Origin of the sequence: Amycolatopsis sp. NPDC058340, from assembly GCF_042723975.1 — a bacterium.
GTDB lineage: Bacteria > Actinomycetota > Actinomycetes > Mycobacteriales > Pseudonocardiaceae > Amycolatopsis.
Genome location: NZ_JBHXIB010000023.1, coordinates 93,921 through 120,073, shown reverse-complemented (window position 1 = coordinate 120,073; position 26,153 = coordinate 93,921). Strand labels below are relative to the sequence as shown.

20 protein-coding genes are annotated in these 26,153 nt (G+C 69.1%); 1 reads left to right on the top strand and 19 read right to left on the bottom strand.

The genetic code is table 11. The annotated features are described in order from the left end of the window. The 19 genes from ACFWIW_RS24745 to ACFWIW_RS24655 form a co-directional block, all read right to left on the bottom strand. Positions 1–188 (bottom strand): acyl-CoA dehydrogenase family protein (locus ACFWIW_RS24745; RefSeq protein ID WP_378370613.1); only part of this gene is annotated, 188 nt, incomplete at its 3' end. 3 nt (positions 189–191) lie between these two features. Continuing rightward, positions 192–1,076, bottom strand: a complete 885-nt coding sequence (locus tag ACFWIW_RS24740; protein WP_378370612.1) for a TIGR03621 family F420-dependent LLM class oxidoreductase — start codon at positions 1,074–1,076, stop codon at positions 192–194. Then, positions 1,073–2,695 (bottom strand): hypothetical protein, encoded by a 1,623-nt coding sequence (locus tag ACFWIW_RS24735; RefSeq protein ID WP_378370611.1) that lies wholly within the window; start codon positions 2,693–2,695, stop codon positions 1,073–1,075. The genes ACFWIW_RS24740 and ACFWIW_RS24735 overlap by 4 nt, the downstream gene beginning before the upstream one ends. 64 nt (positions 2,696–2,759) lie before the next feature. Then, positions 2,760–4,238 (bottom strand): aldehyde dehydrogenase, encoded by a 1,479-nt coding sequence (locus ACFWIW_RS24730; RefSeq protein WP_378370610.1) that lies wholly within the window; start codon positions 4,236–4,238, stop codon positions 2,760–2,762. Further along, the gene (locus ACFWIW_RS24725; protein WP_378370609.1) at positions 4,235–5,473 is read right to left on the bottom strand and encodes a CoA transferase; all 1,239 of its coding nucleotides are present in this window, start codon (positions 5,471–5,473) and stop codon (positions 4,235–4,237) included. The genes ACFWIW_RS24730 and ACFWIW_RS24725 overlap by 4 nt, the downstream gene beginning before the upstream one ends. Further along, positions 5,470–6,501 (bottom strand): alcohol dehydrogenase catalytic domain-containing protein, encoded by a 1,032-nt coding sequence (locus ACFWIW_RS24720; RefSeq protein WP_378370608.1) that lies wholly within the window; start codon positions 6,499–6,501, stop codon positions 5,470–5,472. The genes ACFWIW_RS24725 and ACFWIW_RS24720 overlap by 4 nt, the downstream gene beginning before the upstream one ends. Next, on the bottom strand, positions 6,483–7,865 hold the full coding sequence (locus tag ACFWIW_RS24715) for an FAD-binding oxidoreductase (protein ID WP_378370607.1): 1,383 nt from the start codon (positions 7,863–7,865) through the stop codon (positions 6,483–6,485). The genes ACFWIW_RS24720 and ACFWIW_RS24715 overlap by 19 nt, the downstream gene beginning before the upstream one ends. Continuing rightward, positions 7,859–11,326 carry an indolepyruvate ferredoxin oxidoreductase family protein gene (locus ACFWIW_RS24710; RefSeq protein WP_378370606.1) on the bottom strand — a complete coding sequence of 1,156 codons (3,468 nt, stop codon included), beginning with the start codon at positions 11,324–11,326 and terminating at the stop codon, positions 7,859–7,861. Before ACFWIW_RS24710 ends, ACFWIW_RS24715 begins: the two co-directional genes overlap by 7 nt. Then, a complete protein-coding gene (locus tag ACFWIW_RS24705) occupies positions 11,323–12,243 on the bottom strand; it encodes a TIGR03620 family F420-dependent LLM class oxidoreductase (protein WP_378370605.1) in 921 nt (306 codons plus the stop codon). The genes ACFWIW_RS24710 and ACFWIW_RS24705 overlap by 4 nt, the downstream gene beginning before the upstream one ends. After that, complete coding sequence (locus tag ACFWIW_RS24700) at positions 12,240–12,641, bottom strand: Zn-ribbon domain-containing OB-fold protein (protein WP_378370604.1); 402 nt, start codon at positions 12,639–12,641, stop codon at positions 12,240–12,242. Before ACFWIW_RS24700 ends, ACFWIW_RS24705 begins: the two co-directional genes overlap by 4 nt. Positions 12,642–12,646: 5 nt before the next feature. Further along, the gene (locus ACFWIW_RS24695) at positions 12,647–13,819 is read right to left on the bottom strand and encodes a thiolase family protein (RefSeq protein WP_378370603.1); all 1,173 of its coding nucleotides are present in this window, start codon (positions 13,817–13,819) and stop codon (positions 12,647–12,649) included. 21 nt (positions 13,820–13,840) lie between these two features. After that, positions 13,841–14,794 (bottom strand): cyclase family protein, encoded by a 954-nt coding sequence (locus ACFWIW_RS24690; RefSeq protein ID WP_378370602.1) that lies wholly within the window; start codon positions 14,792–14,794, stop codon positions 13,841–13,843. Beyond that, complete coding sequence (locus ACFWIW_RS24685; protein WP_378370601.1) at positions 14,791–16,356, bottom strand: class I adenylate-forming enzyme family protein; 1,566 nt, start codon at positions 16,354–16,356, stop codon at positions 14,791–14,793. The genes ACFWIW_RS24690 and ACFWIW_RS24685 overlap by 4 nt, the downstream gene beginning before the upstream one ends. Positions 16,357–16,376: 20 nt before the next feature. After that, complete coding sequence (locus tag ACFWIW_RS24680; protein WP_378370600.1) at positions 16,377–18,401, bottom strand: hydantoinase B/oxoprolinase family protein; 2,025 nt, start codon at positions 18,399–18,401, stop codon at positions 16,377–16,379. Beyond that, on the bottom strand, positions 18,398–20,509 hold the full coding sequence (locus ACFWIW_RS24675) for a hydantoinase/oxoprolinase family protein (RefSeq protein ID WP_378370599.1): 2,112 nt from the start codon (positions 20,507–20,509) through the stop codon (positions 18,398–18,400). The genes ACFWIW_RS24680 and ACFWIW_RS24675 overlap by 4 nt, the downstream gene beginning before the upstream one ends. 87 nt (positions 20,510–20,596) lie before the next feature. Then, entirely contained in the window at positions 20,597–21,922 is a 1,326-nt protein-coding gene (locus ACFWIW_RS24670) for an MmgE/PrpD family protein (protein ID WP_378370598.1), read from the bottom strand. A gap of 3 nt (positions 21,923–21,925) precedes the next feature. Next, positions 21,926–23,269, bottom strand: a complete 1,344-nt coding sequence (locus ACFWIW_RS24665) for an MFS transporter (protein WP_378370597.1) — start codon at positions 23,267–23,269, stop codon at positions 21,926–21,928. A gap of 236 nt (positions 23,270–23,505) precedes the next feature. Further along, positions 23,506–24,135: a TetR/AcrR family transcriptional regulator gene (locus ACFWIW_RS24660; RefSeq protein ID WP_378370596.1), complete on the bottom strand. Its 630-nt coding sequence runs from the start codon at positions 24,133–24,135 to the stop codon at positions 23,506–23,508. A 178-nt stretch (positions 24,136–24,313) separates the two neighbouring features. Then, positions 24,314–24,709: a hypothetical protein gene (locus ACFWIW_RS24655; protein ID WP_378370595.1), complete on the bottom strand. Its 396-nt coding sequence runs from the start codon at positions 24,707–24,709 to the stop codon at positions 24,314–24,316. A gap of 268 nt (positions 24,710–24,977) precedes the next feature. On the opposite strand from ACFWIW_RS24655, the gene ACFWIW_RS24650 reads away from it, so the two are divergent. After that, a complete protein-coding gene (locus ACFWIW_RS24650) occupies positions 24,978–25,733 on the top strand; it encodes a hypothetical protein (RefSeq protein WP_378370594.1) in 756 nt (251 codons plus the stop codon). The last annotated feature ends 420 nt before the right edge of the window (positions 25,734–26,153 follow it).

Here is a 26,153-nt window from a genome sequence, read left to right as displayed (position 1 = left end):
TCCTCCGGGATGGTGAGCCCGAACAGGCCCATCTCCTTCATCCCCTCGACGATGTCGGCGGGATAGGTGTCGGAATGCTCCAGCTCCTGCGCGCGGGGGATGACCTCCTTGTCCACGAACTGGCGGACCGTGGCCAGGATTTCGGACTGCACGTCGGTCAAACCGGCGGTCTGGGCCAAACGGGGCATGTCTCAACCTCTCGATGCGGCGACAACACGGGCGAATTCGCGCATCGCGGGCTCGGGAACCGTGAAGTAGGTGAACCCGAACTCCTCGCGATACCGATGAAGTGTTTCCGCGACTTCAGACGGGTGTCCTGAAAGGACGGTGGGAACCCGTGCCAGGTCGTGGTCGGACAGCTGGTGCTCGAACCGGGGCAACCGGTCGACCGCCTCCCGGCGAGCACCGTCGATCGCGACCGCGTGGACGAGCAGGTTGAGCTCCAGATCGGCGAATCGGTGTGACGCGGCCTGCCGCACGTGAGCCACCCGCTGGGCGAGCGCTTCCGGGCCGAGGAACCGGAGCATGCCGGGATTCCGGCCGGGTGCGGCACCGCTGAACGCGACGGTGTCGGCGTGCATCGCGGCGATCCGGAGCACTCGTGCCCCATTGCCCGCGACGCTCACGGGCGGCGTCGGCCGTTGGACCGGTCGTGGCCGGTGCCGGGGATCGGCGAGCAGCCGGCGCACCTCGAGCACGGTGCGCTCGAGGTGGTCGACCCGCTCGGCCGCGCCGCGCCAGGGAATCCCGGCGGTGTCGAACTCGGCTTTGACATAACCCGTTCCGAGCCCGATCTCGAGTCGCCCGTCCAGCAACGCGTCCGTGCCGGCGAGGTCGCGGGCGAGCAGGGCCGGATGGTAGAACCCGGCGTTGAGGACGAAGACCGAGAGACGAGGACGGGTCGTGGCTTCGGCGGCCGAAACGAGGGCGGGCAGCGGTGCCGGCAGGCCCAGATGGTCGGGCACCGCGATGACGTCGTAGCCCAGGTCTTCGGCTTCCCGGCAGCGTGCTTGCCATTCGGCGCGTGACGACGGGGTGAGCAGGTTGACGCCGAAGCGGAAGGGCCGCTGGTTCATCGATCCGTCTTCTGGATCTTGTCGAGGGCGTTGTCCCGGTCCGCGGCGACGTAGACGGTGCCGTCGGGGCCGATCGCGATTCCTCCGGACCGGGCGTACGGCACCGTCAGGTGACCGGTCGCGAGGCCATCGGCCAGCACATGCTGCTCTCCGCGCGCGTCGACCGAGATCGCGCGGCCACCGGCCGCGTCGAGGACGACCACCGATCCGTCCGGCCGGACGGCGACCGCCCGGGGTGCGCCGAGTCCACCTGCGATCTCGGTGACCCCACCGGTCGCGAGATCGATTTCGAGCAGCCGGCCACCTGTCGTGTCGGTGGCGAGCATCCGGCCCTGCCGGGTGAGGGCGAGACCGGTCGGAGCCCCGAGGTTCTCGGCGAGCGGACGAGGTTTGTCGCCCACGACGTGGAGTATCCGGCCGTTCGAAGGTTCGGAGACGACGAGACTGCCGTCTGGTAGCTCGACGGCGTCGGACGGCGTGGTCAGGCCGTGGACTTCGCGGACCGGGTGGCCGGTCGTGCGATCGATGACCTGGATGGTCCCGATGAGCTCGGAGGTGAGCACGATATGCCGGGTGGTGACACTGATCCCGGACGGGAATTCCAGTTCGGAGGACAACCGCCGCGCGATCTCGCCGACCTCCCCGGTGGCCGGGTTCACGGTGCGCAGCGCCGTGCTGTCGGCGACGAAGAGGGTATTTCCGTCGAAGTCGATGTCCTGGGGAAAGGCGAGCGGGCTCGACGTCAAGGTCTTGGCGGCGCCGCTGTCGAGGTCGACATCGGTGATCGAGCTGTCGGCCATGTTGCTGACATAGGCGTGGTCTCGCGGCCCGATGACCATGTTGTCGGCAGCGGCGGGCAAGGTCGAGACAGTGTTCTTGGCGCCGGTCGCGGGGTCGATCCGGATCAGTTGTCCGGTCGCTCCATCGAGAGCGTGCAGGCGATCACGGGAATCGAAGCGGACCGACACCGGCTGCCGGAATCCGGTGGCGACGGTCGAGGCGGCACCGGTCCGCGGGTCGATGCGGGCCACCTGCCCGCGCTTGCCGAGCGGGCCGTAGATCATTCCGTCCGGACCGAACGCGAAGGCGTTGAGCGAACCGAGATCGCGCGCGACGAGCCGAGGCCCGGCGGCGCCCTGCGGGTCGATCTCCCAAAGCGCGTCGGCGAAAAAGGTCTGTCCGACATACAGATGCCGCCGGGATCGGTCGAATGCGATGGAGTTGACACCGGGAAGGTCGCGGGCGACGGTGCGGATCCGGCCGTCGGGCGCGCGCCCCTTCACGGCTCCGGCCAACGGGTCGGTCCAGAAGATCTCGCCCGAGGGACCGACGACGAGGTCGTCGGAGCGCCCCTCACGCGGGCCAACCAAGCCGCTTGTCGTTCCCGTCTCGCGGTCGAACCTGGAGAGGGTTTCGCTGGCGAGGCCGGTGGTGAGGAAGTCGCCATCAGGAGTGAGAGCGAGGCCGTTGATCGTGTGCAGGGCGGTGCCGTCGACGAGCCGTTCGACCCGATAGCCGGCTGGACGGTCGGCGGTGGCACGGTTGCCGGTGGCGCAGGCCGTCGTCAGAGCGAGTGAGGCGATGAGCCCGGCGGTGGTCACACGTCGGTGGGTGAGCACGGTTCTGTCCTCCAGGGTCGCGGGTCTCCGGAGCCGCGGGGGAGCGGCTCCGGAGACGTGGTGCTCAGTGGTCGAGCTGGTCGGCGCCGGCGTAGATGGACTGGAATTCCAGGTAGTCGCCGACGGCCTCGGGGCCGAGTTCGCGGCCGATGCCGCTGCCTTTCATGCCACCGAAGGGGGCACCGAGGTCCTGCAGGTAGTAGTTGACGCCGATCGTCCCGGTCCGTACCCGGCGGGCGAGCGCGAGGCCACGGTCCTCGTCGGTGGTCCAGACCGAACCGCCGAGCCCGTACTCACTGTCGTTGGCGATGCGGACCGCCTCGTCCTCATCGTCGTACGGGGTGATGGTGACGACGGGGCCGAAGATCTCCTCCTGCGCGATCCGCTCGCGGTTGTCCACGTCGGCGAACACGGTGGGTTCCACGAACCAGCCACGGGAGAGATGCGCGGGACGGCCACCGCCGGTCACCAGACGAGCGTCGGAAGCGCGTCCGAGGTCGAGGTAGCCGAGGACCCGGTCGAGCTGTGCCTTGCTGGCCATCGGACCGCAGGTGACGGCCGGGTCGAGCGGATCGCCCACGATCATCTCCCGCGCGAACTGCGCGACCGCGTCGACCACCTCGGCGTAACGCGAGCGCGGCGCGAGGATCCGCGACTGCACGGTGCAGGTCTGGCCGTTGTTCTGGAAGCAGGCGTTGTCCAAGCCTGCGACGAAGGTGTCCAGATCGACGTCGTCGAGCACGATGGCCGCGGACTTTCCGCCCAGTTCCAGCGTGCACCGCCGGATCAGCCGCCCGCATTCGGCGCCGATGACCCGGCCCGCCGCGGTCGAGCCGGTGAACGCGATCTTGTCCACCAGCGGATGCGTGACCAGCGCGGCACCGGATTCCCGGCCGGCGACGACGATGTTGAGCACGCCCGGTGGCAGCCCGGCCTCGGCGGCGGCATCGCCGAGGACGTAGCCGTCCAGCGCGGTTTCGGGAGAGGGTTTGAGCACCACGGTGCAGCCCGCGGCCAACGCCGGGGCGATCTTCATCATCGCGAGCACCTGCGGGTAGTTCCACGGTGTGATCGCCCCGACCACGCCGACCGGGGCGCGGCGGACGACCGTGGACCCGGAAGGGCTCGGCCGGATCTCTTCCAACGGCATCGTCTCGATCTGGTCCGCGTACATGGTCAGCAGGCCGGCGGGAGCATCCCCGTTGAAGGCGTTCGACAGCCCGATCGGCATCCCGTTCTCCCGGCTGACCAGGGTCGCGGTGTCGGCGGCGCGGGCGGCCAGCGCCTCGGCGAACCGGCGCATGACCGCCGCGCGTTCGGCCGCGGTCGTCCGGCCCCACGGTCCCTCGTCCAGTGCACGGCGGGCGGCGCGGACCGCGGCGTCGATGTCGGCGTCGGTGCCAAGGGCGGCAGTGCCCAAGGGGGTCTCGGTGGCCGCCTCCAGGGCCACATGGGTCTCGGTTCCCTTCGGCGCCACCCATGCGCCGTCGATGAAGAACCGGGTCCGATCCAGATCGGTGCTCGAATCCGTGGTGATGGTCAACGTGACTCCTTGTCCTGGTGTTTCGCGTTGTCCGGCGTGGCGATCACCCGCCGGTCGTGCAGGCCGCCGAGTTCGGCGGCGGTGAGGCCGAGCACCTCGGCCAGCACGGAATCGGTGTCCCCGCCGAGCACCGGGCATTCGCCGACGGGACCGCGTTCGCCGGAGAACCGCAGCGGGGACCGCGCGGTGATGGCGGAGCCGCCGCTCGGCAGCCGCAGGTCGGCGAGCACCTCGTGCGCCTTCTCCTGGTGGTCGGCCACCAGGTCGGCCATGCCGCGATAACGGCCCCACAGCACCCGTGCGGCGTCCAGTTCCTTGCCCACCTCGTCGAGATCGCGCGCGGCGAACCAGGGCCGCAGTACCGCCGCGATCGTCTCGCGCAGCCGGTACCGCTCGGCCTCGTCGCGCAGATCCGCGTCCAACGCCTGTTCCAGCGCGGCGAACACCTCCGCGGTACCGGTCGCGGACTGCAGCGCCCGCCACTGGCCGTCGGTGAGCGCCACGACCATCACCCGCGCGTCGTCCCGGCAGGCGAAGTCGACGCCGAAACTGCCGTAGACGTGGTTGCCGTGCCGTGGCCGTTCCCCGTGCCGGTCGGCGGCCTCGGAGAGCCAGCCGAGATTGGCGACGCCGGCGAGCGCCACATCGGAGAGGGCCAATTCGACGTAGGCGCCCGTTCCCGTGCGAGCGCGCTGGTTCAGCGCCGCGAGCACCCCCGTGGCGACGCTCAACCCGGTGACCAGGTCCCAGGCCGGCAGCACGTGATTCACCGGTGCGGCCCAGCCGTCGCCGCCGGTGATCCGCGGAACCCCGGACTCGGCGTTGACGGTGTAGTCCACCGCGGGGCGGCCGTCCGGATAGCCCTGTACGCGCACATGGATCAGGTCGGATCGGCGCGCTGCCAACCGTTCGTGGGCCAGCCATGGCCGTCCGATCGCGTTGTCGATCAGCACCCCGCGGCCGGGCCCCGCGGCGGTCGCCAGCGCGACGACGAGCTCACGGCCTTCCGGGTCGCGCAGGTCGATCGCGACCGAGCGTTTGCCCTTGTTCAACGAGGCCCAGTAGTAGCTTTCGCCCGTCGGCGCGATCGGCCAGCGAAAGTGGTCGCTGCCGCCGCCGACCGGATCGACGCGGATCACGTCGGCGCCCAGCTGCGCCAGCGTCATGCCGCCGGTCGGGCCGGCGACGAAACTCGCGCATTCGACGATATGAGTGCCGGTCAAGGGTCTGGTCATCGATGACCTCCAGATCGGGAACCGGGAACGAGGACGGCGCGCCCGGTCACCCGGCGTTCGTCGAGATCGGTGAAGGCGCCGACGACGTCGTCGAGGGGATAGGTGGTCATCACGGGCCGCACCTTGCCCTCGGCGACCAGGTCCAAGGCATCGGCGAAGGTGGTCAGCAGGGTTGAGCCGGAGCCGGTGATCGTGGCTTCCTTCGCGAACACGAAGGCCGGATGGACTCGGATCGGCTCGCCGCCGACCTGTCCGGTCAGCACGTACCTCCCGGCATGGGCGAGAGCGCGGAAAGCCTGCCGGAACACGGCCGGATGCCCGGTGTTGTCCAGTACGACGTCGACGCCCCGGCCTCCGGTCGCGTCGAGGATGTCCTGCCAAGCGGTGTTCCCCGCGGTCACCACGTGCGCGGCGCCGTATTTCCGCAGCTGCTCCGTCTTGTCCGGATCACCGGTGTATGCGAGCACCCGGGCGCCGAGCGCGACGGCGACCTGAACGGCGTGCAGTCCGAGCCCGCCACCGGCCCCGGTGACGAGCACAGTCTCGCCGGGCTCGACTCGCGCGATGCGGCGCAGCGCTTGCAGTCCGGTCCCCACCGCGCAGGCGGCGATCGCTGCTTCGGCCAGGTGGACGCCGGGCGGCACCCGCAACAGAGCAGACTGGGGGAGTACGGCGTATTCGGCGAATCCGCCGTACAGGAACGCTCGTCGCGCGCACCGAAGCTCGTCGCCGTTCGCGCACGGTCCGCATCGGCCGCAGGTGCCGAACTGCTTCGCCGCGACCTGGTTCCCGACGGAGAACCGAGTAACGCTTGGGCCGACGGCCACGACGGTCCCGGAGATCTCGTGTCCGAGGACCACCGGCAACGGGACACTCAGCAGCCCGGCGCGGTCGGCCTGGTCGTGCCCGCACACTCCGCAGGCCGCGACCTCGACGAGCACCTCGCCAGGCCCGGGCTCCGGACGTTCCAGCTCGGCGATCGTCATCGCCTCGGGACCGCCGGGACGAGTCAAGATCGCCGCGCGCATGACGCGATCACCTTGCCCGGATTGAAGATTCCCCGCGGATCGAGTGCTTGTTTGACCGCCGCGTGCATGGCCAGCACCGGTGCCGAGAGCTCCCGGCTCAGGCCGCCGCGCTTGAGGAGCCCGACGCCGTGTTCCCCGGTCACCGTGCCGCCGAGCGCGATCGCCTCGGTCAAGATCTCTTCGAACGCGGCCTGTGCTCTCACGCGCGCGGCCGGATCATCGGCAGGGACGACCAGCACCGGATGCAGGTTCCCGTCACCGGCGTGCGCCACGTTCGCGATCCGCACCTCATGGCGCGCCCCGATCCCCTCGATCCTCCGCAGCATTTCCGGTACCGCGGAGATCGGCACGCACACGTCCTCGGTGAGCACCGGGCCGAGTCGTTCGAGCGCGGGATAGGCGAGCCGTCGTGCGGCGAACAAGGCCTCGGATTCCACCGCGTCGGAGGACGCGGCGACCCACGTGGCACCTGCCAGGGAGAAGCAGTCCGCCATGATCTCGGCTTCGTACTCGCCGGCTTCGCCGGGTGCGTCGGTGCGGCCGAGCAGCACCACCTCGGCTTCGGAGGAGAGCCCCATGTTCTTCCAGGCGTCCACCGCGGCGAGGGTGTGCCGGTCGATCAATTCCAGCGCCGACGGCACGACGCCGGACGCGCCGATGGCCGCGATGGCGTCACCGGCTTCGGACAGGCCGGGAAAGTATCCCGCGACCGTGCGTTCGCTCGCCTGTGCCCCGCGCAACCGCACGGTGATCTCCGTGACCACGCCGAGGGTGCCCTCGGAGCCGACCATCAGCCCGGTGAGGTCGTATCCGGCGACGCCCTTGGCCGTTCGGCGACCGAGCCGGACCAGCTCCCCGGTGCCGGTGACGACCTCCAGTGCGAGCACGTAGTCCCGGGTGACCCCGTATTTGACACAGCACAGCCCGCCGGCGTTGGTGGCCACGTTGCCGCCGATGGTGGACCACGGAGCGCTCGCCGGATCTGGTGGATACCACAGGCCGTGTTCCGCACACGCCGTCCGTAGCGTCTCGTTCACGACGCCGGGTTCGACCACGGCAAGCCGTTCGGCGGTGTTGATCTCGCGGATCGCGGTCATCCGTTCCGTGGACAGGATGATCCCGCCCGCCACCGCGTTCGCCCCGCCGGAAAGACCGGTGCCGGCGCCGCGCGGCACGATCGGGATCCCCTGGCGCAGGCACTCCCGCACCGTCTGCTGGATCTCCTCCGCGGTGTGGGCGCGCACCACGGCCAACGGCATCTCGTGCGGCGCCCACGTCGCCTCGTCGTGCGCATACGCGGCAAGGACGTCGGGGTCGGTGAGCACCCGTTCGGCGGGCAGCGCGCGGCGCAGTTCCTTCAGCATGGCGCATCGGCCTTCGCCGTACGGACCTCGGCCATCCGCCGCGTGAGTGTGCGCCGGTATTCCTCGACCGTGCCGAGTTTGACGTCCTCGTAGCCGCGCACCAGGTCGGGCAAGTTGGCCACTTCCACCGCCGGCGCATGAGTTTCCGGCGCGAGCCTCTCGGCAAGTTCACCGATGACGCGTTCGTACTCGGCGACCAGGTCGCGTTCCAGCCTGCGGATCGCCATGCGGCCGAACGGATCCAGCCGGGTCCCGCGTAGCCGCCGCGCTGTGACGAGGATGCGGAAGACCGGTTTGAACCAGGGACCCAGCTCGACTTTGCCGCGCATGCCGAGTGCCTTGAGCACCGGCGGATGCAGCCGGTACCTGATGCGAGCGTCCGCACCGAAACGCGCGCGGATATGGCGTTCCTGCGCTGGATCCAGGGAAAGCCGCGCGACCTCGTACTCGTCCTTGTAGGCCATCAGCTTGTGCAGGTTCCGTGCCACGGCCTCGGTCAGCGCCGTCGCACCCGGGACCGCGCCGGTTTCGGCACGACGTACCCGTTCGACGTGCTCCAGGTACCGGCGCGCGTAGGCGGCACTCTGATAAGCGATCAACTCGGGCACGCGGATGCGGAGCAGCCTGGCGAGTTCGGAGCCGTCATCGGCACCGAACTCGGCCAGCAGCGCACGCGCGGCCCGCGAGAGCGCGGGTTCGGGTTCGGGTTCCCCGCGCAGCCTGCTGAGCAAGGCCTCCAGCGCCGGACGGTCCGCCACCCACTGCCGGCCCCTGCGGAACGCCTGCACATTGGTCTCGACGCGGACCCCGTTGCGGGAGATGGCTTCCTCGATCGCCTTCGCCGGTAGGGGGAGCGCACCACGCTGGTAGGCGACCCCGGTCAGCAGGAGGTTGGCGTACTGGTCCTGACCGAACAGTGTCTCGGCCAGCTCCCGGGCGTCCAGATCGGTCACGGTCGCGGTCGCTTCGCGGAGCCGGTCGAGCAGTGCCGCTTCCTCGGGGAAGGTGACACTGGTGTCGGTGACCATCGCCCCGGTCGGGACCTTCGACGTGGAGACGACGGTGGTGGTGCGGCCCGGATCGGTGACGGAGAGGTAACGGGGATCGGCGGCGACGAGGATGTCGGCGCCGAGGTAGAGGTCGCACTCGCCTTCGCTCGCCTTGTTCGCGTGCGTCGTGCCGATCTTGACGTCGGAGACCACCGCGCCGCCCTTCTGCGCGAGCCCGGTTTGATCCAGTGACCGCACCGGCAGGCCGGCGATGCTCGCCGCGGTCGCGAGGATCTGCGAAAGCGTGACTACGCCCGAACCGCCGACCCCGGTCACCCGCACGGTGAACCGCTCGGCCGAGACGATCCGGGTGGGCTCCGGCAGGGTGTCCGGTAGCGCGTCTGCGAGCGGCCGGGATCCGGCGTCCTTGCCGGGAATCACGGTGAGGAACGATGGGCAATCCCCTGCCAGACAGGAGAAGTCCTTGTTACAAGAGGACTGGTCGATGCGGGTCTTACGGCCGAACTCGGTGTCGACCGGCTGTACCGATAGGCAGTTCGAGTTCTCTCCGCAGTCGCCGCAGCCTTCACACACCCGTTCGTTGATGACCACCCGTTGCGGTGGTTCCGGTGCGAGCCCGCGTTTGCGTTTGCGCCGTAGTTCCGTCGCGCATTCCTGGTCGTGGATCAGCATCGTCACGCCCGGGACGCGGGCGAGCGTCTCCTGTGCTTCGGGCAACCGGTCGCGGTGCCACACCCGGACGCCGCGTCCCAGGCGGACCCGGCGGTAGCGGGCGGGGTCCTCGGTGGTGACGATGATCCGGCGTACCCCCTCGGCCCGCATGGCGTCGATCACCCGGGGGATGGTGAGCACTCCGGTCGGCTGCTGCCCGCCGGTCATCGCGACCGCCGAGTTGTACAGCAGCTTGTAGGTGATGTTCACGCCGGAGGCCACGGCCGCGCGCACCGCGAGGCTGCCCGAGTGGTGGAAGGTACCGTCGCCGAGGTTCTGCACGAGGTGTTCCTTGCCCACGAAGGGCGCCATGCCCACCCACTGGGTGCCCTCGCCGCCCATCTGGGTCAGTCCGGTGATCTCCCCGGTCTGTTCCTGGTCCGTCATCAAAACCAGGCTGTGGCAGCCGATGCCGGCGCCGACCAATGAACCCGCCGGGGCTTTCGTGGACGAGTTGTGCGGGCAGCCCGAGCAGAAGTACGGGGTGCGGGCGGCCAGAGGGAGTGCGATGGTGCGCCTGGGTGGTCGCCAAGCAGCGACGGAGGGGAAGTCGCCGTGCGCACACAGCCGGGACGCCAGGGCTTCCGCGATGCGATCCGGGTCCAGTTCGCCGTCGGCCGGGACCAGTGCGGCGCCGCCGGGGTCGCGTTTGCCGCTGACGACCGGAGCCCCGGCCCGGCCGTAGAGCAGATCCTTGACGGCGGCTTCGATGAAGGAACGTTTCTCTTCCACCACGACGATTTCGCTCAGCCCCGCGGCGAACCGGCCGATGATCTCCGGATCGAGCGGATGCACCATCGCCAGCCGCAACAGCCGCACGCCGCGGCGGTCCAGCTCCGGTTCGTCCAGGCCCAAGATCTCCAGCGCCTGCCGAAGGTCCGAAAAGGTTTTGCCCGCGGCGACGATCCCGACCCTGGCCTCGCCGCCGACGATCGTGTTCAGACCGTTGGCAGCGGCGTACCGGCGCGCGAGTTCGAGGCGGGCGCCGTCCCGGCTGCGTTCCAGCCTGCCGAGATCCGGTTGCAGCATCCGCGCGGTCATCTCGTGGACGAACGTCCGCCCGTCGACGATCGGATCCGGAGCGACCGGGCGGACGCGGTCCGGCCGCACCACCACGGTTCCAGTGCCGTCCGCGACGTTGGTGGCGATCTTGAAGCCGACCCAGAGCCCGCACGCACGCGACATCGCCACCGCGTGCTGTCCCAGGTCCAGCACCTCCTGCGGATCGGCCGGGTACAACGTCGGCATGCCAAGATCGGCCAGCAACAACTCGGAGCTGCCGGGCACCGTCGAGGACTTCGCACCCGGATCGTCGCCGACAAGGGCCAGCGCCCCGCCGAGCCGGTGGGTGCCCATGAGGTTGTTGTGCCGTAAGGCATCCGAAGCGCGGTCCAACCCCGGTGACTTGCCGTACCAGTAGCCGGTGACCCCGTCGACGCGCCGATGCGCCGAGCCGGCGGCCAACTGCGCACCCTGCACCGCGGTCGCCGCGAGTTCCTCGTTGACGCCTGGCCGGAACACCACATCGTGTTCGGCGAGCAACTCGGTCTGCCTGCCCAGCTCGAGGTCGTACCCGCCGAGCGGAGAGCCCTCGTAGCCGGACACGAACGCGGCGGTGCGCAGGCCCGCGCGCCGGTCGGCGCGGCGGACGTCGATCGGCAACCTGGCCAGCGCCTGGACGCCGGTCAGCTGGAACCGGCCCTCGATCGCGCGGTATCGGTCGGCAAGTCGATCGGTCACGGGGTGGTTCCTCCATGCGGTACGAGTACGGGAGCCAGCGTCCGGAGCTGGTCCAGCACGGGTTCCGTGCCGTGGCTCCGGGTCAGCGGGTGGAGCGCGACGTGGTCCGCGCCCGCGTCCAGGTGTTCGCGCACCCGGGCGGCGACCCGCGGCGCGTCACCCCAGGCGACCAGGGCGTCCACCAGGCGGTCGCTGCCGCCGCCATCGAGGTCGTCGGCACCGAATCCCAGCGCGCGCAGGTGGTTCGCGTAGTTGCGCAGGGCGAGCCGGGTAGCGATGTGTTCGCGCGCGACCGCCCGTGCCCGCCCGGGATCGGGGTCGACGACCACGGCCTGCTCGGGAACGAGCAGCGGGCCGGGACCGAGACGTTCGCGGGCCGCGGCCGTGTGGGCGGGTGGCACGAAGAACGAGTGCATCCCGGCGCTCCGGTCGCGCGCCAACTCCTGCATCCTGGGCCGCAGGGCGGCCAGGACGCGGGGCACCGGCCGGTCGGGCCGTGGTCCGCGATAGGGGTCCGCGTCGAGCAGGTCGAGGTATTCGCGCAACGCCGTCAGCGGCCGGTCGTGACCGTGTCCGCGCCCGGCCTCGGCGTGGCTGGTGCCGAGGCCGAGGACGAACCGTCCGGGAAAGGCCTCGCCGAGGGTCTGCGCCGCGGCTCCGGCGGCGATGGCGTCCCGCGCCCAGATGGTGGCGACGCCCGTGGCCACGGTCAGCCGTGAGGTCGCGCCGAGCAGCAGGGCGGCGTGGGTGAAGATTTCCTTGTGCGCCGGGGATTCCCCGACCCACAGGGCACCGTAGCCGAGTTCCTCGACGACGCGGGCCGCGTTCGCGCCCTCGTCGGCCGGGACCTCCGCCAGCACGGACAGCCACACCCCGACCGATCCGATCCGCGCCGCGAGTTCACGGGACGTGCTCATATGTGGTCACCCGGCCCGAATTCCGGCAGCCACACGGAATCGCCGACCTCGCGGAAGGACACCCTCACCGGTTCCCCTGGCACCGGATCGGCCGTGCCGGTCCAGGTGGTGGTCAGATTCGGGCCGCTGTCCAGCCGGACCTGCACCACGACGTAGGGCACCTCGTCCCCGGCGAAGTACCGCTTGTGGAACCGGACCCAGCTGTGCACCCGTCCGGTGCCGGCGTCGGTCACCCACTCGATGTCCCCGCGGAAATCGCGTGGGCACACCGGGGACGGCGGCCAGAACCGGTGGCCACAAGAACCGCACACCGGAAGGCGCAGCTCGCCGCGGGCCGCGCCGTCGAGGTGCTCGACGTCCTCTGGGTGGCGGACGGGAAGAGGTCGGGTAGTGGTCATCGTGCTCACCGGTCCTTCGTGAAGACGATCGAGTCGCCGAACGGGGTCGCCCACTGGACGACTTCGCAATCGGTTACCTGCCGGTCACCGGCCTCACCGCGCAGCTGGCGGGCGGCTTCGGCCAAATGTCCCCAGCCGCAGATATGGGCCTCGGACAACAGCCCGCCCGCCGTGTTCACCGGCAGCTCGCCACCGAGTTCGATCCGGCCGTCCTGCAACCAGCCGAGGGCTTCCCCTTCGCCGGTGAAGCCGAAGCGTTCCAGCACGAACACCACATTGGGCGAGAACGCGTCGTAGAGCTGCAACGAGTCCACGTCGCCCGGTCCGTCCAGTCCGGCCATCGCGTATACCGGGTGGTCCTCGATCCGGCGGGTATCGCCCTGGGTGAAGACTCCAAGCCCGGGAGGGGCGAAGATGAACTCGTCCCGGCCAGCGCGGAGGCCCTGCATCCCCGAGATGATCACCGCGGGCCGGCGCAGGTCGCGCGCTCGCTCCACAGTGGTCACGAGCAGGCAGGCGCCGCCGTCACTGAGCAAGGCGAAATCCGGACGGCGCAAGGGTTCCACGATGTAGGGCTGAGCCTCGTAATCCGCGAGTCCGAGCGGTTTCGTCATCTGCGCGTTCGGATTCAGCCGGGCGTGCCGTCGCATGGCCATCGGCACCGCCGCGATCAGTTCCGGGTCGGCGCCGTAGCGTTCGCAGTACCTCCGGAAAGCCATCGCGGCGCCCGCGCCGGGAGCGGTCATGCCGTAATGCGGCAGTTCCCCGTGTGATCCGCCGCCCTGGCGCATTCCTTCCAGGTCATCGGCGCCGCCCACCATGCCCAGTCCGGAGAAGGACACGCCCGCCAGGCAGGCCGCCACCTCCGTGGTGCCGAGCGCCACGGCCTGCGCCGCGGCTTGCAGCGCGGGACCGACGAACCGTCCGTGACTCCAGGTCTGGACGGCGGCGCGGATCCGCAGCCCGAACGCTTCCGCCATCCGGTCGTAGTCGATCGACAGCGGGTAGCCGACGTTCGTGAACAGGCCGTCCACGTCCCCGGCGGTGAGGCCGGCGTCGTCCAGTCCCGATCGGAGCGCCTCGGCGGCGAGGTCGAGACCGCTGCGCTCGGAAGACCGGGACAGCTCGGTGATGCCGATGCCGACGATCGCCACTTGGCGTACAGGCCCTAACGGCATGTTCTGTCCTTTCTCGACGCGTCAGAGGATCGCGTGGGCGTTGGCGGGACTGCCGACCCCGCGCGGCAGCGGCAGCACACCGGAGACGAGCAGGAACTCGTGGCTCTCGCGCTCGGCGCAGGCCCGCGCGAGCCGGTCCAGATGCCAGAGTTCACCCAGCGGCATGCCCTGCAAGGCGATCAACCGCCGATGGAGGAAACCCTTGGCGCGGTTCACCGGGAAGACCTCGACCCCCACGTTGTCCACCGCGACCGCCGCGAACTCCCGGTCCCAGAGAAAGGCGGCCATCTCCTTCGCCGACTCCAGACCAGGGCACGCGAACCCGTCGCCGATGGTCCCGCGCATCCGGGCCCGCTCCGCTGCCGGCAGCTTCAGGTACCACTCCGTCCAGCCGGTACGGACGACGAGGATGTCGCCGGACTGGAAGACGGTTCCCTGCGCCGCGGCGACCTCGTCGAGCATCGCCGCGGTGATCTCGACGGGCTCGTCCGGAGCGAGCGGTTCGCCTCGGGCCTTCAAATGAGCGGCGACATCGACGAGCACGCCCCGGCCGCCGAAGCCGTGCTCGGCCCACCGGTCCACTCCCAACACGTCGCTCGTCGCCAGGTCGGTTTCGTTCCGACCGCCCCAATAGCCGTGCCGACCGGCGTTGATATGCCGCAGCCCGTCCCATTGCGAGGAACCCTGCAGGTAGAAGCCGTCCAGCTTGTCGTCGTGGCCGGCCGCGGTGTCCTCCACGACGTGCTGGAAACGGTCGCGCTCGTCGAACAGGCCCGGATCGGGCTCGTTCAACGGCAACGTCAGCGAGACCATCCGGCCGCTGCGCACCGTTCGCGCGGCGGCCAGTCGCTGCGCGGGCCCGATCAGGTTGAGCGTGCCGATTTCGTCCGCCCGCCCCCACACGTCCCACGCGTGGTGTTCGTCCCGGTCGGGAAGGGTGGGCAGCTCCGCGAACGGAGGGGTGCGGCGGGTCATTCGGCCGCCTCCAGCATCTCCCGAAGCTTGAGCTTGCTGACCTTTCCGGTGTGGGTCTGCGGAACGGCGTGCGAGTCCATCACCACGACCCGGGCCGGCACCTTGTAGCTGGCGGCGCGGTCCCGGATGTACTCCCGGAGCCGATGCGCCAGCCCGGTTTCGTCCGCGGCCCGGTACTCGTCCGGGACCACCACGCAGGCCATCTCCTGGTCCCCGTCCGCTGTGGACAGTCCGATGACGTAGGCCTGGTCGACCTCGGCGTGCTCGCCGAGGATGCCCTCGATCTCCAGCGGTGAGACGTTGATTCCCTTGATCTTGAGCATTTCCTTCCAGCGGCCCCCGAACACGAGCCGCCCGTCCGAGTCGATCGAACCGAGGTCGCCGGTGCGGAACCAGCCGTCCGCCGAATGCGTGTCGTTCGAATCCACCTGGCCGAGGTAGCCGTCGATCACGCAGCCGCGAACCTCGATCTCGCCGCTGACGCCGGGAGCGCATATCGCTCCGGACCTGTCCACGACGCGGAGATGCTGAGTGGACAATGGAGTCCCTTGGGTGTGCAGCTTGACATCCAGCGGGTCATGGGCGTCGGTCATGGTCACGAAGCCGTACGACTCGGTGAGCCCGAAGGCACTGCACGCTTCGGTGATGCCCAGCTCTTCGATCGCCAGGCGCTTGTCCTCGGCGTTGAATCCGACCGGCCCGGTGCGCAGCGAGGAGATGTCCCTGGTACCGAAACTCGGCGCGGCGAGGAGGGCGCGTACCGCCGTGGCGAGCCCGTAGGAGACGGTGCAGCGCTCGCGCTCGATGAACGCCAGCGACGCGTCGCCCTCGACCTTCTCCTCGACGCAGAGGGTCACCCCGTGGCTCAACGCCACCGGAAGCGCGTTGCAGGCCCCATAGCCGAAGAACAACGGCATGGCGAACCACAGCCGGTCGCCCGGCTCCACATGCATGCGCGTGCCCATCGCGTGCCCGTTGCGCAGCAGCTTGCCGTGTTCGAGCGGCACCGCCTTGGGCAGCGCCGTACTGCCACTGGTGTAGAGGATCATCGCGATGTCCTCCGGTCCCGCGCCCTGCTCGGGAGCCGGGCCGTAGTCGATGCCGGGCGGAAGCCGGTCGGCGGCGGACCAGCTCAACGCGCCCAGATACCCGTCGGTGCGGGCGCCGGCCTCGAACACCTCTCCATGCCCGGCCGCGGACAGCTCGGCGACGATGTCCTTGCCGAAAACCTTCTCCTCGGTCACCACGAGACGTAGCCGCGCGGTGCTCAGAAGATGGGCCAGTTCGGCGGAGCGGTACCAGGTGTTGATCGGCACCGCCACCAACCCGGCCCGCTGCGCGCCGATCATCGTCACCAGCCAGCGCAGCCCGTTCGGCAACAGGATCCCGATCCGGTCACCCGGCCGTAACCCGGCGGCGGCGAACGCGCCTGCCAGCTCTTCGCACCGCCGCGCGAACTCGGCGAAGGTCATCCGTCCCTCGGGCGCGACCACCGCCTCTTGCTCGGGGAACCGCCGCGCCAGTGCCGCCAGGGCCGCCGGGAAGGTAGAGGGTGCGGACACGTCATTCCTCTCGCTGCGGCTCATCGCTCACCGTCCCAGTGCACGACCACGTCCGCGCGCAGCAGCGTCCCGGTTTCCGGGTCGGCGAACTCCGCGAGCTCGACACCCGCGCGCGGCTGGCACCATTGCCCGCGTTCCGACAACCGTTCGTGCGCGGGACCGCGGCGCACCGCCAACCCGTCTTCACGAGGCCACTCGCGCCGGGCCGCGCGGATGCGTTCGCGCTCCTGATCGGTCGCCGCAAGGTCGGGGCGGCCGGCGGAATCGACTACGACGCCGTAGGAAACCCTCGCCGCCGCCACCGTGACCACACCCGTACGCACATCCGCGGCGACCAGGTCCGGCTCGCGCTCCAGCGGGTCGCCGTATCCTCCACCGCCGCCGACGCGCAGTACGACCACGTCACCGGCTCCCACCGAGAGCCCGAACTGCTTTCCCTGCAAGGGTTTCGGTGCCGCCGCGAGGTCGTTCACCCCGCGGGGGACCTCACCCCGCCCGAACGCCTCGTCCGCCTTGGCCCCGGACACCAGTGCCGAGCCGCTCGTGGAGCCGGGATAGCCGCCGAAGACGCCACACGGCGGCACCTGCCAGCACGCCGCCATGACGTGTTCCTGGCCGCCTGGCGTGTACCACGGCGTGAAGGCCAGATCGATGCCCGCGCCGCCCCGTGTTCGGCCCGGCCCACCGGAATTCGGATTGAGCTTGCGCCACAGGTACAGCACCGGGTAGGCGAGTTCGTTGATCTCGATGTCGGGGATGCTGTTCTGCGGCTGGGCGAGCACCCCGCTGACGTCCATACCGTCCGCGATCGCCTGCGCGCCCGCGCCGCTGCCGCCGCCGTTCATGTCGGGGAACGGCACCAACCGGCCTGCCTCGTCGGGCGCGTAGAAGAAGCTGGCGCTCCACGAGTCCTGCCACGGCGCCATCACATGCTCGCGAACAAAGGCGTTCTCGCTGCGCGCCTGAAGGCCGGCGAGCAGCCTGGTGACCACTTTCCCGATCCGGAACCCGGTTTCGATGTGGCCGGCGCCCATCGGCGCGGGCATCCGCGCATCGCAGATCGTCCCCGGTTCGGTCACCACCTCGATCGGGCGCAGCGTTCCCTGGTTGATCGGCAGGTCCGGAAGCAAGGTGATCAGCAGGGGGGAGACGACCGCGCCCAGGGTGGTCGCGGCGCTCACGTTGATGAAGCCGTCCGTCTGCGGCGCCGACTCGGTCAAGTCGAACCGCAACGTGTCCTCGCCGACCGTCAGGGTGCAGCGGATCGGATACAGCTCGTCGCTGTGCCCGTTGTGCTCGGCGAACTCCTCAGCGGTGAAGACACCCTTCGGCAGATCCGCGATCCGGCGCCGGACCGCGTTCTCGGCGAGATCCTTCGCGGCTTCGACGTACCGGTGGAAGGTTTCCGCGCCGTACTGTCCGATGAGTGCTTGCAGCCGCTCGTCGCAGCGGTGGCAGGCGGCGATGAAGCACCGGATGTCGTTGAGCACCAGTTCCGGCACCCGGATGTTCGTCTCGATGATCCGCCACACGTCCTCGACCGGACGTCCCTGATCGACGATCTTCACGCCGGGCAGCCGCAGTGCCTCCCCGTAGACCTCGGTCGCGACCGGGTCCATCCCGCCGGGAGCGGCTCCGCCGAAGTCGTTGACGTGTGCTTCGGCCCAGCACCACGCCACCAGCTGTCCGCCGGAGAAGATCGGCCGGACCACCCCGACGTCCACGGCGTGCGCGTTGCCCGTGGTGAACGGGTCGTTGCAGAGGAACATGTCCCCGGCCCGGATTTCCGACCGGGGGTACGTGGCGAGGATATGGCGGACCGCCTGGCGCGCGGCGCCCAGATACATCGTGATGTACCCGGCGTAGCTGATGATGTCGCCATCGGCGTCCGCGATGAAGGTGGAGAAGTCGACCGCCTCCGCGATGGCGGGGCTGCCCGAGGCCCGCATCATCACCACGCCCATCTCCGCGGCGACGTTGTCCAAGGCCTTCGCGAGAATTTCGACGTCCACCGGATCGAGCCCGGTCGCGTTTACGGCGGTCATTCGGATTCCTCCGCGGTTGCCCGTTCGGTGTCGGTCAGCAGGTAGTTGCCCCAGCCGTCCACGCACAGTTCCCAGCCCTCGGGCAACGTGACGGTGGTCAGCGAGTGTTCGAGCAAGGCAGGGCCGGACACCCGCGCCCAGGCCGTCAGCCGGCGCGCGTCGTGGACGTCCACCTCGATCTGCCCGGCCCCGGCACGCTGGATCCGCCTGCGCCCGATCGGTTCGACCGCGCGCGCTTCCGCCGGTTCCTGTTCGGCAGGCTCGATGAGATCGACGCGGCCGGTGGCGGTGACCCGCACCGACATCAGGACCACCGGGCTGCCGACCCAAGCTGTGCCTTCGCCGTACTCCTGCTCGTAACGCGCCGGAAAGCCCTCCTGGATCGAGACCAGGTCCGCCTCGCCGAGGTCGGTGCGGCGCGGGATCGGCACCCGCAGTTCCCATTGCTGTCCAAGGAATTTGAAGTCGCCCTCCCAGCGCACCTCGATCCGTTCGTCCGGATGACCCGCGCTGCGCAAGGCCTCGACCAGCTCCGTGTCGAGTTCCTGGAGCGCGGCGAGCACCGCGCCGGCATCGCCGCCTTGCCACATGGCCGAGCGGGTGCGAGTGCGCATGTCGTCGCTGGAGAGCAGGCCGCGAGCGGAGAACACGGCCGCCTCGGCCGGGATCACGATCCGCCGGATACCGGCCGTGCGGGCGATATCCGCGGCGAACAGGCCCAGTGCCCCACCGAAGGCCACCATCGCGAACCGTCGCGGATCGTGCCCGCGTTCCACCGTCACGGCGCGGACGGCGTTGGCCATGTCCGCGACCACCATCCGGTGCACTGCGGCGGCGGCCTGTACCGCGTCTACGCCGAGCGGTTTCCCGAGCTCCCGCTCGATGGTCTCGCGTGCGCTGTCGACATCGAGCGCCCGGCGACCGTCCAGGAAGGCCTTCGAGTCCAGCAAGCCGAGCACCGCCGACGCATCCGTCACCGTCGGACGCTGGCCTCCCTTGCCGTAGCAGATCGGTCCCGGATCCGCTCCCGCGCTGTGCGGCCCCACCTGCGGAACGCCACGCGAGTCCAGCCACGCGACACTGCCTCCACCGGTACCGATCGGGAGAACGTCTATTTTGGACAGCGCCGTCAGGAACCGCTCGCCCAGCACGACCCGCCGGGTGACCTGCGGCGTGGCATCACGCAGCACCGAGACGTCGAACGAGGTTCCCCCCATATCGGCGGTCACGATGTCCTTCAGCCCGAGCCGATCGGCCAGGGCACGTGCCCCGATCACCCCGCCTGCCGGGCCGGAGTCGATCAGCGTGATCGGCCGCTGTCGCGCTTCCGCCGCGCTCAGCGTGCCTCCGAACCCTTGCATGAACGCGACAGGTGTACGCAGGCCGCGCGCGGCGAGCTCGCGTTCGATACGTTCGGTGTACTCGGCGACCCGGATCCCGGTGAACGCGTTGAGGACCGTGGTCATCGTCCGCTCGTATTCACGGATCACCGGGTGGAGCCGTGACCCGACGCTCAGGAACAGCTCCGGGTGCTCGGCTTCGACGATGGACGCGAGCAACTCTTCGTGCGCCGGATTCGTGAAGCCCCACAACAGGGACACGGCGATCGATTCCACGCCCGCGGCGACCAAGGCCTCGACAGCGTCGCGTGCTCGGCGCTCGGTCAGCGGGACGATCACCCGGCCCTTGCGGTCGATCCGTTCCGGTACCTCGATCACGTGCTCACGGGCGACGATCTGCGGGAGATTGAGTTGCCGGTGGTGGTCCCGGTGGGCATTGCGCGCGGAACGCGCGATGAGCAGGTTGTCCCCGAAACCCTGGGTGGTGATCAGGCCGACCGTGGCGCCCCGCAACTCGGCGACCGCGTTGGTGACCACGGTGGTCCCGTTGACGAAACGCGTTGTCGACGCGAGCAGGTCGGTCAGCGGCATACCCACGCGGGTGGCGAGATTCCCCAGTGCCGCGAGGAGTCCGGCCGCGAGGTCGTCCGGAACGGTATCGGACTTGTCCACATAGGACTGTCCAGTGGAGTCCAGTGCGACGACATCGGTGAAGGTTCCGCCGATGTCGCAGCCGATCTGGAACGTGACTTCGGAACGCAACGTCATTGTCCTTCCGTGGGGAGGCACTCGGCCTGCGATCCACATTAGATACGACATAGTGTCGAGTCAAGCAACAATATGTTGCCTGAATGCTCAGTGCAGGTGCGCCGCGAGATTCGCGGTGTCGAGGCAGGATTCGGGCGCCCGAACGGTTCGGATGATCGCGGAAGTTTCGTTGCCCAGGACCGGATCCGCGTAGGTGTGAAACTTTTCGACGATCGCCGCCGGCGTCAGGTTCACGTCGTCGCGGCTTGTCGCCGAACGGGTGCCGCCATCGGCGAACCGCACGGTCACCCGTGCGTCCTTGCGCGTGGGAAAGGCGCGATCGGCGGCCGGATCTACGACCACGAAGGTGCGCGCGGCCAGGCTCGCGAGCCCGGGATCGAGCGGCCCGGAGTACCGTTCCGGCCGGAGGACGCCGTCGGTCAGCGTGGCCGCTACCGCGAACTGCAGGCTCATCTGGCGCGATATCGGCGTCGCCAGAGAGCTTCCGTTGTCGCAGCCGGGATATCGCGCCGCGGCACCCGAGGTGTGTACCGTCGCCTCGACGACCGCGTCCGGATCGACGCCTTGGGCGGCAAGCTGCCGGGCGGCGTCGATCGCTTCCTGAGTGAGGGCGCACGAGGGATGGGCTTTGAAGAATGTCGTCGTGATCGCCATCCGGTCCAGCCGGATCTCCGGCTCGCCGACTTCGCCCCGGACGCCGCTGAATGCCTGGCGAAGGCCGTTCGCTCCCTCGATCGCCGATGCGGAGCCTGTCGCGCCTTCCCGTGCCAGAAGCGCGGCGACTAGCCCTGCGCGGCAGGCGTTCGCGTTCTGGAAGAAGACCTCCGTGGTCCCATCCCGCGCCCACTGGCACACTCCGGCCGACGAGCTGCCCGCCATCCCGAGTGCGTGCGCCGTGGCCGTCTCGTCCAGGCCAAGCAGGTAGGCGGTGGCCGCTGCGGCTCCGAACGGGCCGAAGACACTGCTCGCCCGCCAGCCGCGCGCGACGAAGTCTTCGGTCAGAGTCACGGCGGCGACCTGCGCGACCGCTTCGTAGCCGAGGACGATCGCGCGGAGCACCTCGGGTAGGGGAGACCGGAGTCGCTCGCCGATCGCGAGCGCCGCCGGTATCACCACGGTGCCGGGATGCACACGGCTCTCGGCATGCGTGTCCTCGTGCAGAAGGGCGTGGCAGGCAACGGAGTTCGCGAACACGGCGTCCGTCAGCCCGCTCCGCCGCCCGCCGCTCGCCCAGATCGTGGCGTCGTCACCGCCGTCGGCGATCGTCCTGGCTTGTGCGGCCCAGGGCATGTCACGCCCGCCGTACGCGCAGGCGAGGGCATCGAGCAGGCAGGTGCCTGCCTGCTCGATCACCTCGGAGGTCAGGCGCGGCGCGACGGCACTCAGTTGCTCGGAGAGGCCGACGAGAAACACGGGTCAGACCCCTTCGTGAGACCGCTCACCCGCCGTCACGGCGATGTCCGGCACGAGGGTCCGTGGCTGCCTGCGCCGCACGAACAGAGCCGCCACCAGGCTCACCAGCGCTCCGAACATCAGCAACAACGCGGGAGCACGGCTGTCGCCGGTGATCTGCACGAGAGTTTGGCTGATGTACAGCGCGGGACCGCCGAGCAGCGCCGCCGCCAAGGCGAAGCCGACCGCGAACACCGTGGCGCGCACCCGGGCCGGGAGGACCTCGACGTAGGTCGCCGGCGCGACCGAGGTGTACAGCGCGGGAAGCACTCCCAGCGAGACGGTCATCAGGATGACCATTCCCAGGCTCGTCGCGGAGGACAAGCCGACGAAGATCGGATAGGCGAATACCAACGTCCCGGCGGAAAGCCCGAAGAGCATGGGCCACCGTCCCCATCGGTCCGACAGCGGCCCGCCGATCGCGACGAGCACCACCGCCACGGCGATGCTGATCACGGTGGCCAGCGTTGCCTGCGCCTGCGTGAAGCCGAGCTGGATGATGTACGACTGCGCGTAGGTGAAGGCGACGTAATAGCCGATTTGCTGGAACGCGGCGACTCCGAAGATGAGGACGATGAGCCGCCAGTGTTTCGTGAACGACTCCTTGGCAGGCGAAGACGTGACCTCGGCCTGTTGCTCCAGTGCGCGGAACTCCGGCGACTCGTCGAGCCGGGCGCGGATGTACAGCCCGACCAGCCCGAGCGGCAGCGCCAGGAGGAACGGGATCCGCCAGCCCCAGGACGCCATCGCCGCGGGGGTCAGGGTGGCGCTCAACAGGAGAACGATGCCCGCGGCCAGCAGCAGGCTGACCACACTTCCGATCTGCACCCGGCTCGTCATCGCGCCTCGTCGACGCTGTGGCGTGAACTCGGCGGCATAGGTCATCGCGGTGCCGTACTCGCCACCGGCGGCGAGCCCTTGCAGTAACCGGCAGGCGACGAGCAAGATCGGCGCCCATATTCCGATGGAGGCGGCCGTGGGCAGCAGGCCGATCGCCACGGTGGCGCCGGCCATGAGGACCAAAGTCGCCACCAGTGCGGGCTTCCGTCCGGCTCGGTCCGCGATGGAGCCGAACATCAGCGAACCGAGCGGCCGGATCACGAAGGCGACGCCGAACACCGCGAACGCGGAGAGCAGGGCGACCCCTGGCTGAGCGACGGGGAAGAACAGCTTCGAGAGCATCACGGTCAAGAAGCCGTAGACCGCGTAATCGTAGGTCTCGACGGTGTTGCCGATCGCGGCCGCGAGGGTCACGCGTCGCATGAGCGCCGGGGGAGGAGGGACCACGCCGGGATTGGAGGAGGGCATTCGGTGCTCCCAAGTCGTCGTTGACATGACGGCGAAGGCCAGCGTGCTGAGGCACCTTCCCTGGTGACACCTCGACCGCCGACGACGGAACGAGCCATTCCGCACAGGGTTGCGGTACGACTCGCCTGACCTGCGCACTCGCGATGAAAACACGGGTGGCGCAGGTCTCACGGGAAGCGTAGAGACGACACTATGTCGAGTCAAGCATCAATGTGTTGATCAAATCTCCTCGCTCGCTAGTCCTCCAGGCCGAGCGCGTCGACCCAAAGTCCGGTCACGACGTCCAGTAGCGCCTCCCTTTCGATCGCGAAGACCTTCTGCACGATCGCGCGGAAGCACAGCTGATCGAGCTGCACCATGAGCAACTCGACACGCAGTCGCTGCTGTTCGCGCCGTTCCTCGGGAATCGTCGCGAGGTAGCCGCCCAGCTCGCCGGCCAGCTGATCGAGCTGGTCCTTCCAGCGGGTCGCGACCTCCAGGTCACTCGCCATCGCCTCGTGAATGGCCGGCAGCAGCGCCGCCTGGTCCTCCCACCAGACCAGCGCCTTGTCGAGCCAATCGCGCACACTCGCCGCCTTGCCCTCGGCGAGCGCCTGTCCGAGCAACGACCAGTACTGTGCGCTCTGCTGTTCCCGGACGGCTCGGTAGACCTCGGTGAAGACCTCGGCCTTGTTCGTGAAATGCAGATAGAAGGTCGCTCTGTTGACCTTCGCCGCCTTGGCGACATCTCCGATCGAGGCCTGCCCGTAGCCACGCTCCTCGAAGGTCTGCCGCGCCGCGGTGATGATCCGCTGCCGTGTCATCCGCCGCTGTTCTTCGCGCACCGACAGCAGCTCCGTCGATTCATTCGACACCTTGTCGTCCACGGGGCGATGATAGCGCCGGCGAGCGGCCCGTCCGCCGAAGCCGGCGCCGGCCGCGCACGACGATTTCCCGCTAAGATCTTCACTACGTCACGGCAAAGAAACCGGTCTCCCAGGACCGTCCGTGAGAAAGTCAGCGGCGTCGGCACACATGCGGTGATCACGAGGAACCCCATCCCGATCACCTGATCGTCGCGAACCAGGACAAGGCCACCGACGTGGCGATCTCCACCCTGGATCCTCGGTCGGCCACGACGACTTCGGGGCAGGGATGGAGATCAAGAGCTTCGGCCAGCGTGACGACTGGGTATCGAACGGCCTGCGGATCGTCGCGGTTGTAGTCGATCAGCTGGACCGTCCGCATGAACGTGTCCACCGGCAGTCCGCTCGAGCGGACTGCCGGACGCAGGCGCCGCCTGGACCTTCGGCGAACGCCCCGTTCCTCCTGCGAGATTTCGCCGAAATGGTTTTCGCGTCGCACACGACGGCCGACGATGTCCTGGGCCTCCGCGACGATATGGTCCGCGTCGATCCCGGCGGCGTGGAGACGGCTCCGAAGGCCATCGAATGCCGTCATGAGAACGACTGAAGCCCCGCCCCTCCGAGGAGGAGCAGGGCTTCTGACCTGCGAAAACAGATGGTGCGCGATACTGGGATTGAACCAGTGACCTCTTCCGTGTCAGGGAAGATCGAACTAGCTCCTGACCAGGCGTTTCCTGTGTTTTCGCAGGTCTGCGGTCTCTCGTTCCTCCTCGTTGGGGCGGCTTCGAACGCGTTGCGGCGCGTTCCGGTCGCCTGAATATCGCCAGTTGATCTTTGTGCTGCTGGTTACGAGGAGTTAGTTCGTGTCTGTCAAAGCTATCGGGTTTCCGGTTGAGCGTGACGCTGTCCTGCAGCTGGTCACCGTCATGGTCGGGGTGATCGTGGGGCTGACGTTGCTGTTCGGGTTCGGGAACGTCTTTGCGTTCGGTCTGCGGCTCGGGGTACCTGGTTGGGTCGCTCCGCTGGTCGCGCCCGCGGTGGACTTGTCGGTGCTGGCGCTTCTGATCGCGATCCGGCAGTTGTCGCTGCGTGGAGCCTCTGCCGAGGTGATCCGGCCGGCGCGGCGGCTACTGCTGATCTCGAGTTTCGTCACGCTGGCCTTGAACGTGGCGGAACCGCTCATCGCTGGAGAGATCGGCCGGACACTGTTCGACGCAGTCGGCCCACTCTTGTTGGTCGGCTGGGCCGACGTCGGCCCAGCGCTACTTCGTGAGCTCGCCTCCGCGGCGCCGTCTGCAGACGAACCTGCAGTTCTGGCGCCGTCGCCGAACCGCCTTTCTCCGATGGTGCATGAAGCTTCCTCGGACTCACAGCCTCAGGAGATCGATACGTCCCCGTCCCCATCGCCTACGAAGCGGTCGAGCTTGTCGAAGCTCGACGACGACCTCATCGGGAGAGCCATTGAGGTGGACCGTCGTCATCGCGAAGAGCACCAACGCCCGATCTCGGCGGAAGGCCTGATGCGACACTTCGGCCTGGGAGCGGAGCGCTCACGCCTGCTGATGCGCACCGTCCGCGCGCGGTGGGAGAGCGAATACACGGGCTCCGGAACAGGATGATCAGCCTAGTTGAGCTGTGCTTCTGTATGCCGGCAGCGCGATCCGCTTGGGTGTGCGACAAACGGTCAGTGCGGAACGGTCGGCCGAACAGTAGACGTTTGGCGATGGAGGCGGATGTGGGCATGGAGGGCGGGGTCTACGCTTCCGTTGAGGTGATGGGATTGAGGAAGACGAGGTGATCGCCGGAGGCCATGCGTAGCCCGCGTCGCGTGGAGGCCCCCAGTAGCGCCGGTCGTTTCGGATCAGGCCGTCAGCGGTCGCGGATCGCATTCGGCGACCTGTTGTCCGATCTCGGACGGTCGGGCAGGCCGTTGATCGAGCGTCCACGGGGCAGAGGTCGGTCCGCGGTGACCGAGCAGTGTCTCAGCCAAAGTCTTTCCGGCGGTTTCGGTGGTGACCACGGCTTGATCGGCGCCATGA

Bases quoted from the DNA above. Each gene is read 5' to 3' on its own strand.
- ACFWIW_RS24715 (WP_378370607.1), bottom strand. From the start codon at position 7,865: ATGCTGAAGGAACTGCGCCGCGCGCTGCCCGCCGAACGGGTGCTCACC.
- ACFWIW_RS24680 (WP_378370600.1), bottom strand. From the start codon at position 18,401: ATGACCGCCGTAAACGCGACCGGGCTCGATCCGGTGGACGTCGAAATT.
- ACFWIW_RS24695 (WP_378370603.1), bottom strand. From the start codon at position 13,819: ATGCCGTTAGGGCCTGTACGCCAAGTGGCGATCGTCGGCATCGGCATC.
- ACFWIW_RS24740 (WP_378370612.1), bottom strand. From the start codon at position 1,076: ATGAACCAGCGGCCCTTCCGCTTCGGCGTCAACCTGCTCACCCCGTCG.
- ACFWIW_RS24675 (WP_378370599.1), bottom strand. From the start codon at position 20,509: ATGACGTTGCGTTCCGAAGTCACGTTCCAGATCGGCTGCGACATCGGC.
- ACFWIW_RS24655 (WP_378370595.1), bottom strand. From the start codon at position 24,709: ATGACGGCATTCGATGGCCTTCGGAGCCGTCTCCACGCCGCCGGGATC.
- ACFWIW_RS24690 (WP_378370602.1), bottom strand. From the start codon at position 14,794: ATGACCCGCCGCACCCCTCCGTTCGCGGAGCTGCCCACCCTTCCCGAC.
- ACFWIW_RS24700 (WP_378370604.1), bottom strand. From the start codon at position 12,641: ATGACCACTACCCGACCTCTTCCCGTCCGCCACCCAGAGGACGTCGAG.
- ACFWIW_RS24725 (WP_378370609.1), bottom strand. From the start codon at position 5,473: ATGACCAGACCCTTGACCGGCACTCATATCGTCGAATGCGCGAGTTTC.
- ACFWIW_RS24705 (WP_378370605.1), bottom strand. From the start codon at position 12,243: ATGAGCACGTCCCGTGAACTCGCGGCGCGGATCGGATCGGTCGGGGTG.
- ACFWIW_RS24720 (WP_378370608.1), bottom strand. From the start codon at position 6,501: ATGCGCGCGGCGATCTTGACTCGTCCCGGCGGTCCCGAGGCGATGACG.
- ACFWIW_RS24665 (WP_378370597.1), bottom strand. From the start codon at position 23,269: ATGCCCTCCTCCAATCCCGGCGTGGTCCCTCCTCCCCCGGCGCTCATG.